Annotated in this window: 13 protein-coding genes; 8 read left to right on the top strand and 5 right to left on the bottom strand. The window is 57.7% G+C overall.

Going from position 1 to position 12788, the window contains the following annotated elements; genetic code table 11:
• Window positions 1-235 precede the first annotated feature (235 nt).
• On the top strand, window positions 236-1066 hold the full coding sequence (gene queF, locus JTJ32_RS18210) for an NADPH-dependent 7-cyano-7-deazaguanine reductase QueF (protein ID WP_210042868.1): 831 nt from the start codon (window positions 236-238) through the stop codon (window positions 1064-1066).
• Window positions 1067-1125: 59 nt separating this feature from the next.
• Here the strand turns inward: queF and JTJ32_RS18205 are convergent, their stop codons facing one another.
• Both JTJ32_RS18205 and JTJ32_RS18200 read right to left on the bottom strand, forming a co-directional pair.
• Window positions 1126-1392, bottom strand: a complete 267-nt coding sequence (locus JTJ32_RS18205; RefSeq protein ID WP_099228938.1) for a DUF4404 family protein — start codon at window positions 1390-1392, stop codon at window positions 1126-1128.
• A gap of 103 nt (window positions 1393-1495) precedes the next feature.
• A complete protein-coding gene (locus JTJ32_RS18200; RefSeq protein WP_210042867.1) occupies window positions 1496-2107 on the bottom strand; it encodes an HAD superfamily inactivated hydrolase PcrP in 612 nt (203 codons plus the stop codon).
• Window positions 2108-2298: 191 nt separating this feature from the next.
• On the opposite strand from JTJ32_RS18200, the gene JTJ32_RS18195 reads away from it, so the two are divergent.
• On the top strand, window positions 2299-3000 hold the full coding sequence (locus tag JTJ32_RS18195; RefSeq protein ID WP_210042866.1) for an MlaA family lipoprotein: 702 nt from the start codon (window positions 2299-2301) through the stop codon (window positions 2998-3000).
• A gap of 78 nt (window positions 3001-3078) precedes the next feature.
• Here the strand turns inward: JTJ32_RS18195 and JTJ32_RS18190 are convergent, their stop codons facing one another.
• Window positions 3079-3378 carry a PilZ domain-containing protein gene (locus JTJ32_RS18190; protein ID WP_004881036.1) on the bottom strand — a complete coding sequence of 100 codons (300 nt, stop codon included), beginning with the start codon at window positions 3376-3378 and terminating at the stop codon, window positions 3079-3081.
• A 266-nt stretch (window positions 3379-3644) separates the two neighbouring features.
• Between JTJ32_RS18190 and rssB the strand changes: the two genes are divergently transcribed.
• Both rssB and rssC read left to right on the top strand, forming a co-directional pair.
• On the top strand, window positions 3645-4826 hold the full coding sequence (gene rssB / locus JTJ32_RS18185; protein ID WP_004881038.1) for a two-component system response regulator RssB: 1182 nt from the start codon (window positions 3645-3647) through the stop codon (window positions 4824-4826).
• Window positions 4826-5311 carry an anti-sigma factor antagonist RssC gene (gene rssC / locus JTJ32_RS18180; protein WP_004881040.1) on the top strand — a complete coding sequence of 162 codons (486 nt, stop codon included), beginning with the start codon at window positions 4826-4828 and terminating at the stop codon, window positions 5309-5311. Before rssB ends, rssC begins: the two co-directional genes overlap by 1 nt.
• An 80-nt stretch (window positions 5312-5391) precedes the next feature.
• On the opposite strand, the gene tal is transcribed toward rssC, so the two are convergent.
• Together tal and JTJ32_RS18170 are read right to left on the bottom strand one after the other, a co-directional pair.
• Complete coding sequence (tal, locus tag JTJ32_RS18175; protein WP_099228935.1) at window positions 5392-6327, bottom strand: transaldolase; 936 nt, start codon at window positions 6325-6327, stop codon at window positions 5392-5394.
• A gap of 259 nt (window positions 6328-6586) precedes the next feature.
• Window positions 6587-8758 (bottom strand): TonB-dependent siderophore receptor, encoded by a 2172-nt coding sequence (locus JTJ32_RS18170; protein WP_210042865.1) that lies wholly within the window; start codon window positions 8756-8758, stop codon window positions 6587-6589.
• Window positions 8759-9022: 264 nt separating this feature from the next.
• Between JTJ32_RS18170 and JTJ32_RS18165 the strand changes: the two genes are divergently transcribed.
• The 4 genes from JTJ32_RS18165 (at window position 9023) to JTJ32_RS18150 (ending at window position 12785) form a co-directional block, all read left to right on the top strand.
• Window positions 9023-10264 (top strand): M20/M25/M40 family metallo-hydrolase, encoded by a 1242-nt coding sequence (locus tag JTJ32_RS18165; protein ID WP_210042864.1) that lies wholly within the window; start codon window positions 9023-9025, stop codon window positions 10262-10264.
• Between the two features lie 98 nt (window positions 10265-10362).
• The gene (locus tag JTJ32_RS18160; RefSeq protein WP_210042863.1) at window positions 10363-10773 is read left to right on the top strand and encodes a LexA family protein; all 411 of its coding nucleotides are present in this window, start codon (window positions 10363-10365) and stop codon (window positions 10771-10773) included.
• Window positions 10774-11197: 424 nt separating this feature from the next.
• Window positions 11198-12208 carry a tRNA dihydrouridine(20/20a) synthase DusA gene (dusA, locus tag JTJ32_RS18155; protein WP_210042996.1) on the top strand — a complete coding sequence of 337 codons (1011 nt, stop codon included), beginning with the start codon at window positions 11198-11200 and terminating at the stop codon, window positions 12206-12208.
• 145 nt (window positions 12209-12353) lie between these two features.
• Window positions 12354-12785, top strand: coding sequence for a universal stress protein (locus JTJ32_RS18150; protein WP_099226519.1), 432 nt, complete (start codon window positions 12354-12356; stop codon window positions 12783-12785).
• Window positions 12786-12788 lie beyond the last annotated feature (3 nt).

Below are 12788 nucleotides of genomic sequence, written 5' to 3'. Positions count from 1 at the left end.
GGTGATCGCCAGGCTCAGTCCTGTGTGCTCACCGCTTTACAGTCTGGCGGGTCTTGATGGTCGAACGGGCAAGGCTTCAGAGGCGATCCCGATCCCGATGTTTTCAATGCCCGGCACGATGAAGCTGACGTGACTGCAACCACCCGTCTGCATCGTGTCCGGCGACACATTGTCGCTGAAAGCACGCTGCAAACCCTATAAACTCGCCGCGTTAATTCATGATTCAGGTATCGCCATGCATCCCGCAGCCGAACACTCGCCGCTGGGCAAGTCCAGTGAGTACATTGCCATCTACACGCCTTCCTTGCTGTTCCCGATTCCGCGCACTGCGAAATGGGCCGAGCTGGGACTGACGGCCGAGACGCTGCCGTATCAGGGTGTCGATTTCTGGAACTGCTATGAGCTGTCCTGGCTGCTGCCGTCGGGCAAACCGGTGGTGGCGATTGCCGAGTTCAGTATTCCTGCCGATTCGCCCAATATCATCGAGTCCAAGTCGTTCAAGCTGTACCTCAACTCGCTCAACCAGAGCGCGTTCGAGACGCGCGAAGAGCTACAGGTCACGCTGGAGAAAGACCTTTCAGCCGCTGCCGGAAAGCCGGTCGGCGTGCGCATTCGCAGTCTTGAAGAGATCGAGCGTGAAGGGGTCGCGGCGTTACCGGGCGTGTGCATCGATGATCTGGACATCAGCGTCAGCAGCTATGATCGGCCGCAACCTGAGCTGCTGCGTTGTGATGAGTCGCGCGTCGTTGAAGAGAGCGTGTACAGCCATCTGCTCAAGTCCAACTGTCCGGTCACCAGTCAGCCGGACTGGGGCAGCGTAGTCGTCGAATACCGTGGTCCGGCGCTGGATCATGCGAGTCTGTTGGCCTACATCGTCAGCTTTCGCCAGCATTCGGATTTTCACGAGCAATGCGTGGAGCGGATCTTTCTCGACCTGCAGCGACTGCTCAAGCCGGAAAAGCTGACGGTGTACGCGCGCTATGTACGACGCGGTGGTCTGGACATCAACCCGTATCGCAGTACCGAGGCGCTTGACGTGGATAACGGCAGGCTGGCAAGGCAGTAAGTCTTGCGGCTCGTTGACTGATCGTTGATCGTTCTCAGGCCCTGGCGTGGGTACGATCATTAAATCCCGATATTGCCCAATGTCTGCAGGACGTTGCGCAGGGTGCCGGCGATGGTCGGGTGTTCCACTTCAAAGCGCTCCACTGCCAGGTTCACGCCGTCTGCCAGGCTGGGGTCCTCGTGAGTGGCGTTTTCCAGTTCTATTCTGGCTTGGATCTGCGCCATCAGTTCATGCAGATTGCCGCGTTCGTCCTCGGACAGCGGCGGATTCTGCTCAAGTTGCTCGCGCAAGGTATTGAGTTGGTCTTGCAGTTCACGGGCAGGCATGACGTGCTCCTTCAATAATAAGTCTGTCCCATGGACTACGCCGCTGGGCTAAAGGTTCGTGACGCCTTAAGACTAATCCACTCCAGAGCAGGCTGCATATGTGTCAGGGCTTTTCGCCCTTGCTGCGGCGTAGGCTGATGTCTGCAAGACAGGACTCCAGTTCACCCAGATGATCGATCACCGAATGCACGCCCAGCGCATAGAGCTTCAGCGTGGCATGAGCGCGTCGCTGTTCACGTTCGGCATCGCTCAGCGCTTTCCATTGCAGGGGCGACAACCCGCACAACGGCCCGCAGGACGCCAGGCCAATGGTCCACAGCCCGGCGTTGAGCCCGGATTGCAGCAGGCGGGGGTCACCACTGATCAGCACGCAGCCATCCAGTTGGCGTACACCCAGAGCCATCAGGGCGGTCCAGCATGCATCCGGGGCAGGCCACTGTGCTGCGGGGCGGGGCGCGGGCACGATCCAGTCGCGAATGGGCGCTGCAAGTTTATTACTGAGTGTTTCAGGGAGTTCATCGATCCAGGCACAGGGCAGGCCTTGCTGGCGCAGCGAGCGCAGGGCGTCCAATGCACCCGGTGTTGCCTCGGCGTGATTGCATTCCTCGTCGGCGGCAGGGCTGGCGGCCTGCGCGCCAAAGTCCACAAGGCAACCGCTGAGGCCAAACAGCAGGGCTGGGAAGGAGGGTTGCGGGTTGAGGACCGGCGCGAGCATGGTGATCTCTCTGAAATACCAAAGCACGCTACAGCCCTTTTATGACACTGCGATGAATGAGTGATGACTGCGTTTACCTGCGTTGCCTTACCGACAGAACTGCCTTATTTGTCACAGAACGCTTTATACTGCCGGTCCTTGCGTGTGGGGGCGTAGCACCCGCGTCATTATTTCGATCAGGAGTGTCAGCTATGCCCGTGACCGGTGCAGGCTTTATCAAACGTCTGGCTCAGTTGTCTTTCTGTGCCGGTATGGTGCTGGTTCCAGTTGTCGCGCAGGCGGCAGATGACGATCCGTGGGAAGGCGTCAACCGCGCTATCTTCCGCTTCAACGATGTCGTTGATACCTACACACTCAAGCCGCTGGCGAAGGGTTATCAGTATGTCGCGCCTCAGTTCGTCGAAGACGGTGTGCACAACTTCTTCAACAACATTGGTGACGTAGGCAACCTTGCCAACGACGTACTGCAGGCCAAACCAGCGGCCGCCGGTGTCGATACCGCCCGCCTGATCTTCAATACCACCTTCGGCCTGCTGGGCTTCATCGATGTGGGCACCCACATGGGTCTGCAGCGCAACGACGAAGACTTCGGACAGACGCTCGGCTACTGGGGTGTCGGCAGCGGTCCTTTCGTTGTGATCCCTCTTCTGGGGCCGAGCACCGTGCGTGATGCCATCGCCAAGGTTCCGGACACCTACACCACGCCGTATCGTTATATCGACCACGTACCGACCCGCAACACCGCGCTGGGCGTGAATCTGGTCGATACCCGCGCCAGTCTGTTGTCGGCAGAGCGTATGATCAGTGGCGACCGTTACACCTTCATCCGCAATGCCTATCTGCAGAACCGCGAGTTCAAGGTCAAGGACGGGCAGGTTGTAGACGATTTTTGATCGTCTCCGAGTGACGTGATAACGAATAAAGGCGACCTTAGGTCGCCTTTATTGTTTTTCCGGAATGTGAACCGTGACTCACTTCATGGACACGATGGACAGGCCCAGTTTCTGTCCGCCGCCTTCTTCGTCCGTGACCCAGACCACTTCAGTATCAGCTTCCAGGCCCTTGAGCGCGGGATGATCGGAATCAATGCTGACGTTCAGCTTGTCCCCGACGCTGAACGAGCGGGGCGCCTGGACCTGCATGCCGGAGCTTGAAAGGTCAATGCACACGGCGGGAATAACCTGTCCCGCATGGATCAGGTTGACGTCTGCGTCCACGCGCATGCGAATGTAATCCCGTTTCTCCTCGTAGTCGCGATCAGTTCGACTCATGTCCAGTCCTTCGTTTTGGTTGCTGAGGTGACCGTTCTTATAACTCCCGGCGATTTGCGATGTAAAGAGCGCAAAGTCCGCGCCGGAGTACGCTTGAAACGCCCGTCGGATGGGAGTACCGTCTGCGCCTTGAAGGGCACCTCTGAAACACGATGCGCAACCCGGTTGCGCACGGATCGTTAAAGAGAGGCTAGAAGCGAATCCAGTAAGCAGGTTCCGGTTGACCGGGCCGCCTACGCAAACCTGATCTGGCGCCGTTTGCCCACATGCCAAAAACCAGTGCCACGCTGCTGATAATCGACGACGACGAAGTCGTGCGCGCAAGCCTTGCCGCCTATCTGGAAGACAGTGGCTTCAGCGTCCTGCAGGCAAGTAACGGCTTGCAGGGTATTCAGATATTCGAGCAGAAAACCCCTGATCTTGTGGTTTGCGACCTGCGCATGCCTCAGATGGGCGGCCTTGAACTGATTCGTCAGGTGACGTCCATCGCTCCGCAAACGCCGGTCATCGTCGTTTCCGGTGCGGGCGTCATGAGCGACGCGGTCGAAGCGCTGCGTCTGGGCGCCGCCGATTACCTGATCAAGCCACTCGAAGACCTCGCCGTGCTTGAGCATTCGGTGCGTCGAGCGCTGGACAGGGCGCGCCTGCTCAAGGAAAACCAGGTCTATCGCGAGAAACTGGAAACCGCCAATCGCGAACTTGAAGCCAGCCTCCATCTGCTTCAGGAAGATCAGGATGCGGGCCGGCAAGTCCAGATGAACATGTTGCCGATCACGCCGTGGGCGATCGACGAGTTTCAGTTCGCCCACCAGATCATTCCTTCCTTGTACCTGTCAGGCGATTTTGTCGACTATTTCAGGGTCGATGAACGACGGGTTGCGTTTTATCTGGCCGACGTGTCCGGGCATGGTGCTTCCTCTGCATTCATCACGGTACTGCTGAAATTCATGACCACGCGTTTGCTGTTTGAATCCAAGCGCGGTGGAACCTTGCCTGAGTTCAAGCCCTCCGATGTACTGGGGCACATCAACCGTGGGCTCATCAGTTGCAAGCTGGGCAAGCATGTGACCATGGTCGGCGGCGTCATCGATGAAGAGTCGGGCAAGCTGACCTATGCCGTTGGCGGCCATCTGCCGCTGCCGGTGCTGTACACCGAGGGTCAGACGCGTTACCTGGAAGGGCGTGGACTGCCGGTCGGGTTGTTCAATGAAGCGACCTATCAAGACCATGAAATGGACTTGCCAGCGTCGTTCAGTCTGACCATGCTGTCTGACGGCATACTCGATCTGCTGCCCGGTGATACACTCAAAGAGAAAGAAGCCGTTTTACCTGAGTTGGTGAAGACGGCCGGCGGCAGCCTGGATGGCTTGCGTCAGGTTTTTGAATTGGCAACGCTAGGGGAGATGCCGGATGATATCGCCTTGTTAGTGTTAAGCAGGAATCTTTAATGAGTACCGGTAGAATCCAGTTCGCCGAGCAGGAAGGCACCTTCGTTCTCAAGTTCGTGGGTGAAGTGCGGTTGACGCTGTGTTCGGCCCTGGACGCGACTATCGAGCGAATCTTTACTGCGTTGAATTTTTCGGCGGTGGTGATCGATTTGACCGAAACTCGCAGCATCGACAGCACGACGCTTGGTTTGCTGGCCAAACTTTCGATCCTGTCGCGTCAGAAAGTGGGTCTGTTGCCAACGCTGGTGACCACGCATGAAGACATCACGCGATTGTTGCAGTCGATGGGTTTCGATCAGGTGTTCAACATCGTCGACCGGCCCATCCCGCGTCCTGAGTGTCTGACCGATCTGCCTTCGCAGGATCAATGCGAGGAAGTGGTCAAGGCCAAGGTGCTTGAAGCACACAAGATCCTCATGGGGCTGAATGACTCCAATCGTGAAGCGTTCCATGACCTGGTCAACGCGCTCGAAGGCCAGCGCTAACCGCAGTTTTCGCCTGCGTTTCTGAATAGCAGGCAGCAAAAAGGGCGACACCCGTGAGGGTGTCGCCCTTTTTAATGTTTTCAGGCCTTGGCGGAGAGCAGAGCCTCGAGCTTTTCCTGATCGCGAGCGAACTGACGGATACCTTCAGCCAGCTTTTCGGTGGCCATGGCATCTTCATTGGATGCCCAGCGGAACTGGCTTTCAGTCAGTTTATGGCCGGCCTTGCCATCTTCGCCGGGGTTGCCCGGAGCCAGCTTGCGCTCCAGCGTGCCGGTATCTTCAGCCAGTTGCTTCAGAAGGTCCGGGCTGATGGTCAAACGGTCGCAGCCAGCCAGTTGCTCGATCTGGTTCAGGTTGCGGAAGCTTGCGCCCATCACCACTGTCTTGTAATCGTTCGCCTTGTAATAGTTGTAGATACGGGTCACGGACTGCACGCCCGGATCTTCGGCACCGGTGTAGTCCTGACCGGACGACTTCTTGTACCAGTCGTAGATACGGCCCACGAATGGCGAAATCAGAAACACGCCTGCTTCGGCACAGGCAATGGCCTGAGCGAACGAGAACAGCAGGGTCAGGTTGGTTTGAATACCGTCCTTCTCCAGCTTCTCTGCGGCGCGAATACCTTCCCAGGTGGACGCCAGCTTGATCAGCACGCGGTCACGGCTGATGCCGGCCGTATCGTACAGACCGATGATGCGCTCGCTGCGCTCGATCAGGGCATTGGTGTCGAAAGAGAGGCGAGCATCCACCTCGGTGGAAACGCGGCCTGGGACGACCTTGAGAATTTCCTGGCCGATGGCTACGGCAAAGCGGTCGCAAGCCAGACCGATATCACCTTTGCTGCCGCTGAATGCGTCTGCCAGCAGTTGCGAGTTGCTCTCGCTCGACGCTGCCTTGAGCAGCAGGGAAGGGTTGGTGGTAGCGTCTTGTGGCTTGAGGCTTTTGATCGCGCCAAAGTCGCCGGTGTCGGCAACAACGGTAGTGAATTGCTTGAGTTGATCCAGCTTGGAAGTCATGAGCGTGCTCTGTCCTGTGCGGTTGGATGACATTACCCGAGCGCTGCCGCCCACTCAAGGCCATGGCGCATAAGGTTTGCGCATCAGCGGCGTCGAGGGTCGGCAATGTCGCGCAAACCTTGTCGAGAATGGTTTTGAGCCCATGGCGAGCTGCTTGTTCCCTGAACCTTGATTTAAGCGTTTTCCACCACGTCAAATGTTCAACATCGCATCCCTCGAGCGACCAGGCCATTCTGACCGGCCTGGTCGTACGATCAAATCAAAGCGACCACTTCAACGAGAACATCACGTTGCGTGGATCACCGTAAACGCCGCTGCCGGTCGCCGTCGGAATGCCCTGCCAGTATTTCTCGTCGAGCACGTTGTTCAGGTTCACTCGGGCGTCCCAGTGCTCATCGAAACGATAGCCAGCCATCAGGCCCACCACCGCATACGAATCCTGTTCCGAGCGACCGGTGCCGACACGGTTGTAGGTGTCGCTCTGAGCGAGCACATCGGCCCCGATGCGCAATTTGCTGAAATCGCCCGACAGGTGATACGTGGTCGCGGCCTTGAACAGGTGCTTGGGTTGCTCCGCTGCGAATCGATCACCCTTGTCGAAGTTCCGGTCCTTGACGTACTGGCTCAGCACCAGCGTGTAGGACGCCGAGGCCTGCCAGTTGGGTGTGAGTTCGCCGGTCACTTCTGCGTCGATACCGCGACTGCGTACTTCGCCCGCTGCCTCGTAGCAGGTTCTGTTCTGTTGCTGGCAAATGGCAGGCGGATTGACGATGGCGTAAGCACGGTTTTCCTGGGTCATGTCGAACAGCGCAATGGAAGCGTTCAGGCCGCCGTTGAAATATTCGCCCTTCAAACCGATCTCGTAGCTCTCGCCGGTCATCGGGTCAAGAATGGCACCGCTCACATCCTGCTGGTTCTGTGGCTTGAAGATCTCGGTGTAGCTGGCGTAGACCGAGTAGGTGTCGTTCAGGTCGTAGACGACGCCTGCATAAGGAGTGACTTCGCGCGTGACCTTGTAATCGCCGGTGTTGGCCGAGCGATTCTGATAGTCGTACCAGCTCACCCGGCTGCCAACGATGATGTGCAGCGGATCGATCGGGTTGAAACGTGCTGCTGCGTAAATGCCGTCTTCGGTCGCAGTATTCTGGCTGGCGTAGGCAGTGCGGGTATTGATGTCGGGCTTGGGAATCACGTTCGGGTTGAAGTTGTAGATGTCGATCGGTGTCGAGCCATAGAAGCCGCCTTTCTGATCGAACTTCTCTTCACGGCGGCTGACACCCAGCATCAGGTCATGCTCTCGGCCAAACAGCTTGAAAGGGCCGGACAGCGAGCCGTCGATGTTGGTCTGTACATCGGTGGTGTCGTACTGACCTGCCGCCTGGCCATAACCGTTGCCATTGGCCGTGAGGTAATTGGAATACATGTCCGACTCGGCCCAGATCTTCGCCGCTGCGATCTTGCCGCTCCAGCCATTGTCGAACCGGTGAGTGACGTCAGTGAATACACTGACGTTGTCCCGATCCCAGTAAGCCCAGTCGTTGCTCAGGAACGTGGAGCGGGGGAGGCCGAGGTACTGACCATTGGGTCCTGAAGGCAGGCTGCCCCAGTCCGAGGTCGCATCATCGCGCTGTTTCGACGCGCCGATGGTCCAGGTAGTCGATTCGTTCAGGTCTGCTTCCAGTATCCCGTAGAACGTCTGACGTTCCTCGTCGCGCTCGTCTAGAAAACTGTTGCCTTTCTCATAGGCCGTCACCACCCGGCCGCGCAATGTGCCCGATTCGTTCAGCTTGTTGGAGGCGTCCACTTCGGTGCGGTAACGATCCCAGCTGCCTGCGCTGGTCGTCACGCTGACCTGCGGTACTGCGGTGGGGCGCTTGCGGATCAGGTTCAGCGTTGCTGACGGGCTGCCCGCGCCTGTCATCAGGCCCGTGGCGCCGCGCACCACTTCGACACGGTCGTACATCGCCAGGTCAGCGCCAGAAATAGTGTCCAGCGTGAACGTGCTGACGATGGTCGGCAAACCGTCGTACATCAGATTGTCGATGCTGAAACCGCGCGCCAGAAACTGCTGACGATCCGTACCGAACTTGCGCAGGATGATGCCCGGCGCATATTTCACGACATCGTTCAGATCGTTCATGCCCTGATCTTCGATGCGTTGACGAGAGATCACGCTGACTGACTGTGGCGTTTCGCGAATCGACAACGGCAACTTGGTGGCGGTGCTCATGGAGCCTGTGGTGTAGGAGCCGCTACCTTCGGTGGTAGCCGTTCCCGCTAAGCCCGCCCGGGCATTAATGTCGACATTGTCCAGCGTCAACGCGCCCGACTGAGTTTCGGTGGGCGGATTGGTTTGAGCGGGAGCCGCCAAGGCAGCGGTTGAAGCGCCGATAATCGCAAGAGCGGTCAGCGAAGTGAGCGGACGAAACATGGTGGGTTTCCTACGATGGACCTGAGCGTTTGGAAAGTGGCGAACTACTTGAACAACGGGGCGCCGGACGTTTGGTCAGCCAGCGGGCTGGTCGCAGGATCCTAACAATTTTTTCACAATTGGATAAATGCTAATTACTCTCAGTTACATTTATATACATATTTGCATTTGTGAGATAAATCCTGATCGGGTTTCTGGAAGTGGTGTTGTGGGGCAGGTTGCGTAAGATGACGGTTCAAGCCGCAATGATCTGAGGGAACCAGCATGCAATTTCGACGTACATCGGTTGCGAGTGTCATCGCCTTCTCCGTCCTGTCTTTAGGCGCTTTCGCGTCGGATCTGCCGCCCGAGCAGTTACTTAAAAAGGCCGAAGCCGAACAAAAGGCCTACCTCGCGACCGTCAAGGAACTGGTGGACGTCGACACCGGCACGGGTCAGGCACCTGGCTTGAAAACCGTCAGCGCGCTGTTGGTCGAACGCCTGAAAGCGTTGGGAGCCGAAGTCACTACCACGCCCGCAACGCCCTCCGCCGGCGACAATATCGTCGGCACGATCAAGGGCAATGGCAGTCGGTCCTTTCTGCTGATGGTCCACTACGACACCGTGTTCGGACCGGGCACCGCAGCGAAACGCCCGTTCAGACAGGACGGCGAGCGCGCCTATGGCCCAGGCGTTGCCGATGCCAAAGGTGGCGTGGCGATGATCCTGCATTCGCTGAAACTGCTTCAGGACCAGGGCTTCAAGGATTTCGGCACACTGACCGTGCTCTTCAACCCGGATGAAGAAACCGGCTCCAGCGGTTCGAAAAAAGTTATCGCCGAACTCGCCCGTCAGCACGACTATGTATTTTCCTACGAGCCACCGGACAAGGACGCCGTCACGGTCGCAACCAACGGCATCAACGGTGTACTGCTGGATGTGAAAGGCAAGTCTTCACACGCAGGTTCCGCGCCGGAAGCCGGGCGCAATGCGGCAATCGAATTGGCACACCAGATGCTGCAACTCAAAGACCTGGGCGATCCAGCCAAAGGCACCACGGTCAACTGGACCCTGATCAAGGGCGGTGAGAAGCGCAACATCATCCCGTCCAGTGCCTCGGCGGAAGCTGACATGCGCTATTCCGACCTGGGTGAGAGTGATCGTGTCATCGCCGACGCTCAGCGCATCGTGCAGAAGAAACTCATCGACGGCACCGAGGTGTCGGTTCGTCTGGAGAAAGGGCGCCCACCTCTGGCGAAAAACCCCGGCTCCGAACAACTCGCCAAAACCGCTCAGACGCTGTACGGGAAGATTGGCCGCAACATCGAACCCATTGCCATGCGCTTCGGCACTGACGCAGGCTACGCCTATGTTCCGGGCAGCGAAAAACCGGCGGTGCTGGAAACCATGGGCGTTGTCGGAGCGGGATTGCATGCCGATGACGAGTACATCGAGCTGTCGAGCATCGCTCCCAGGCTTTACCTGACTGTGGCGCTGATCCAGCAGCTTTCGGAGTCCAAACCCTGACACCACCTGTCGACATTTCTGATGTTCACGGTTGACCTCGAACCTGATGCGCGATTAACTGTATATGCATACAGTTAATCACAAAAAAGGCTCGCATCATGAGTGTCACATTCCTTGGCCCCTTGTCCGCAGGGGGCATCAAGCTTCCCATGATCTCCATGTCGTCCATCGGCTCGCAGTCGCCCGTGATCGAAAAACATGTCTCGATGGCGGAGCTTTGCGAAGTACGTGAACCGGACTTCTTCATTGCTTCGATTCAGGACGACAGCATGCAAGGGGAGCACATCAGCAAGGAAGACATGCTGATCGTCGACCGCGGACGCTACGCCGAGCATGGCGACATCGTCATTGCTTCGCTCAATGAGACACAGGTGTGCAGGCGTCTGCATATGCGCGGGAATGTCGTGATGCTGGAATCCAGCCACAAGGATTACCCGTCGCAGGCTGTCACGGATAATGATGATTTGATTATCCTGGGGGTGGTGACGCAGAGTTTGAGGCGGGTTTGATTGACGAGGACATTGATCGCTTGATGAGCTGATTTGCAGTGAATGTCAGCAAACGCCACATCCCATTCCGATCAGACCACCACGCTCTACCATCAAGGACCCACAGGATTTCCTGGGCCGTCTAGGCCATGGTGCTTTTCAGTATGAAGGTACGGTCTGACCAATCAATGATCGGCAATGGGTTATTGAGCGGTAGTGATAGTGATGAGGTGCGCAACGCCAGGGCTATTCAGATAAACTGTGCGGCCGTCCCGGTTGATCCTGATCTGAGCCGTGTAGCTGACCGAATTATCCTTGCGTTTACGCATTGTGATCGTTCCCATTTTCCCTCGCTACATTCCTCATTCCGGTTGCTACATTGCAGCAACTGCTCCGAAAAAACCGCTTAAAACGACCAGATTTTGCTACAAATAGGCCAGTGACCATGCAACCAGATATTGCCCATAACCCCCGTCCCACAAGGCCCGCACTGTCCCGCCGCTTCTCCGTTGCGCCGATGATGGATTGGACCGATCACCATTGCCGCTTCTTCCTGCGCCTGCTCTCCAGACACGCGTTGCTCTACACCGAAATGGTCACTACCGGCGCTTTGCTGCATGGCGACAGCGCGCGCTTTTTGAAGCATGACGAGACCGAGCATCCGTTGGCGCTGCAGTTGGGCGGGAGTACGGCGGCGGATCTTGCGGCGTGTGCGCGGATGGCGGAAGGGGTGGGGTATGACGAAGTCAATCTGAATGTCGGCTGCCCGAGTGATCGGGTGCAGAACAACATGATAGGCGCGTGCCTGATGGGGCATCCGGAGCTGGTGGCGGACTGCGTCAAGGCCATGCGCGATGCGGTGAGCATTCCGGTGACGGTCAAGCACCGTATCGGGATCAACGGCCGTGACAGCTATGAGCAGTTGTGTGATTTCGTCGGCAAGGTGCACGAGGCGGGTTGCGAGAGTTTCACGGTGCATGCGCGAATCGCGATTCTGGAAGGGCTGTCGCCGAAGGAGAATCGGGATATTCCGCCGCTGCGTTACGACGTGGTCGCGCAGTTGAAGAAGGATTTTCCGCAGCTTGAGATCGTCCTCAACGGGGGCATCAAGACGCTGGAGCAATGCCAGGAACATCTGCAGACCTTCGATGGCGTGATGCTGGGTCGTGAGGCGTATCACAATCCCTATCTGCTGGCGGAAGTGGATCAGCAGCTGTTCGGCAGCACCGCGCCGGTCATCAGTCGTGCCGACGCGCTGGAGGCGTTGAGGCCTTATATCGAGTCGCATCTTGCCAGTGGCGGCAACATGCACCATGTCACCCGGCACGTGCTCGGGCTCGCTCAGGGCTTTCCTGGCGCGCGGCGTTTTCGGCAGTTGCTCTCGGTCGATATCCACAAACATGAAAACCCATTGATGCTGCTGGATCAGGCGGCGGCCTTCCTCGAAGGTCGCTAAGTTCGAGCAAACAGGTGTTTTCTCAATGACGTCTGGCCGTCCAGGCGTCGATTGTCTGCGCTGGATCAAATCAATCACGCTTTACAGTAGCTGCGCCGCACGGCTCGGGCTATGTTGACGGCATAATCCAACAAGGAAAGCCGCCATGCATAAAGTTCTTGTTCCTTTCGACGGTTCCGAGCACGCCACGCGAGCCCTCGGGTATGTCATTGAGCTGTCAGCCGATCTCAAAAAGTCGCTTGAAGTTCACCTGCTGAACGTACAGGCCAGTCCGATCGATTACAGCCTCTATCTGGCGCCGGACATGATCGAGGGTGTGAAGGCCGGTCTGAACAACGAAGGCAAACGTGTGCTGGATGATGCGATCGAACTGCTGACCGCTGCCGGAACACCCTTTCAGGCGCATGTCGATCTGGGCAATGTCGCGGAGCAGGTCGAGGCGCAGGTGCAGAAGCTGGGTTGCGACGCGATTGTCATGGGTACCCGCGGATTGAGCAGTGTGACGGGCCTGTTACTGGGCTCGGTCGCCACGCGGGTCATTCATGAAGCGTCGGTGCCGGTGACGCTTATCAAGTAAGCC

This window comes from Pseudomonas alliivorans (assembly GCF_017826695.1).
In the GTDB taxonomy this organism is placed as follows: Bacteria; Pseudomonadota; Gammaproteobacteria; order Pseudomonadales; family Pseudomonadaceae; genus Aquipseudomonas; species Aquipseudomonas alliivorans.
Note: the sequence above shows the minus strand (reverse complement) of the source record. Positions and strands in the feature narration are given on the sequence as shown.

What these genes read in the sequence shown, in the direction of transcription:
- queF (WP_210042868.1), top strand. Translation starts at nt 236, where the DNA reads ATGCATCCCGCAGCCGAACACTCGCCGCTGGGCAAGTCCAGTGAGTAC.
- JTJ32_RS18205 (WP_099228938.1), bottom strand. Translation starts at nt 1,392, where the DNA reads ATGCCTGCCCGTGAACTGCAAGACCAACTCAATACCTTGCGCGAGCAA.
- JTJ32_RS18200 (WP_210042867.1), bottom strand. Translation starts at nt 2,107, where the DNA reads ATGCTCGCGCCGGTCCTCAACCCGCAACCCTCCTTCCCAGCCCTGCTG.
- JTJ32_RS18195 (WP_210042866.1), top strand. Translation starts at nt 2,299, where the DNA reads ATGCCCGTGACCGGTGCAGGCTTTATCAAACGTCTGGCTCAGTTGTCT.
- JTJ32_RS18190 (WP_004881036.1), bottom strand. Translation starts at nt 3,378, where the DNA reads ATGAGTCGAACTGATCGCGACTACGAGGAGAAACGGGATTACATTCGC.
- rssB (WP_004881038.1), top strand. Translation starts at nt 3,645, where the DNA reads ATGCCAAAAACCAGTGCCACGCTGCTGATAATCGACGACGACGAAGTC.
- rssC (WP_004881040.1), top strand. Translation starts at nt 4,826, where the DNA reads ATGAGTACCGGTAGAATCCAGTTCGCCGAGCAGGAAGGCACCTTCGTT.
- tal (WP_099228935.1), bottom strand. Translation starts at nt 6,327, where the DNA reads ATGACTTCCAAGCTGGATCAACTCAAGCAATTCACTACCGTTGTTGCC.
- JTJ32_RS18170 (WP_210042865.1), bottom strand. Translation starts at nt 8,758, where the DNA reads ATGTTTCGTCCGCTCACTTCGCTGACCGCTCTTGCGATTATCGGCGCT.
- JTJ32_RS18165 (WP_210042864.1), top strand. Translation starts at nt 9,023, where the DNA reads ATGCAATTTCGACGTACATCGGTTGCGAGTGTCATCGCCTTCTCCGTC.
- JTJ32_RS18160 (WP_210042863.1), top strand. Translation starts at nt 10,363, where the DNA reads ATGAGTGTCACATTCCTTGGCCCCTTGTCCGCAGGGGGCATCAAGCTT.
- dusA (WP_210042996.1), top strand. Translation starts at nt 11,198, where the DNA reads ATGCAACCAGATATTGCCCATAACCCCCGTCCCACAAGGCCCGCACTG.
- JTJ32_RS18150 (WP_099226519.1), top strand. Translation starts at nt 12,354, where the DNA reads ATGCATAAAGTTCTTGTTCCTTTCGACGGTTCCGAGCACGCCACGCGA.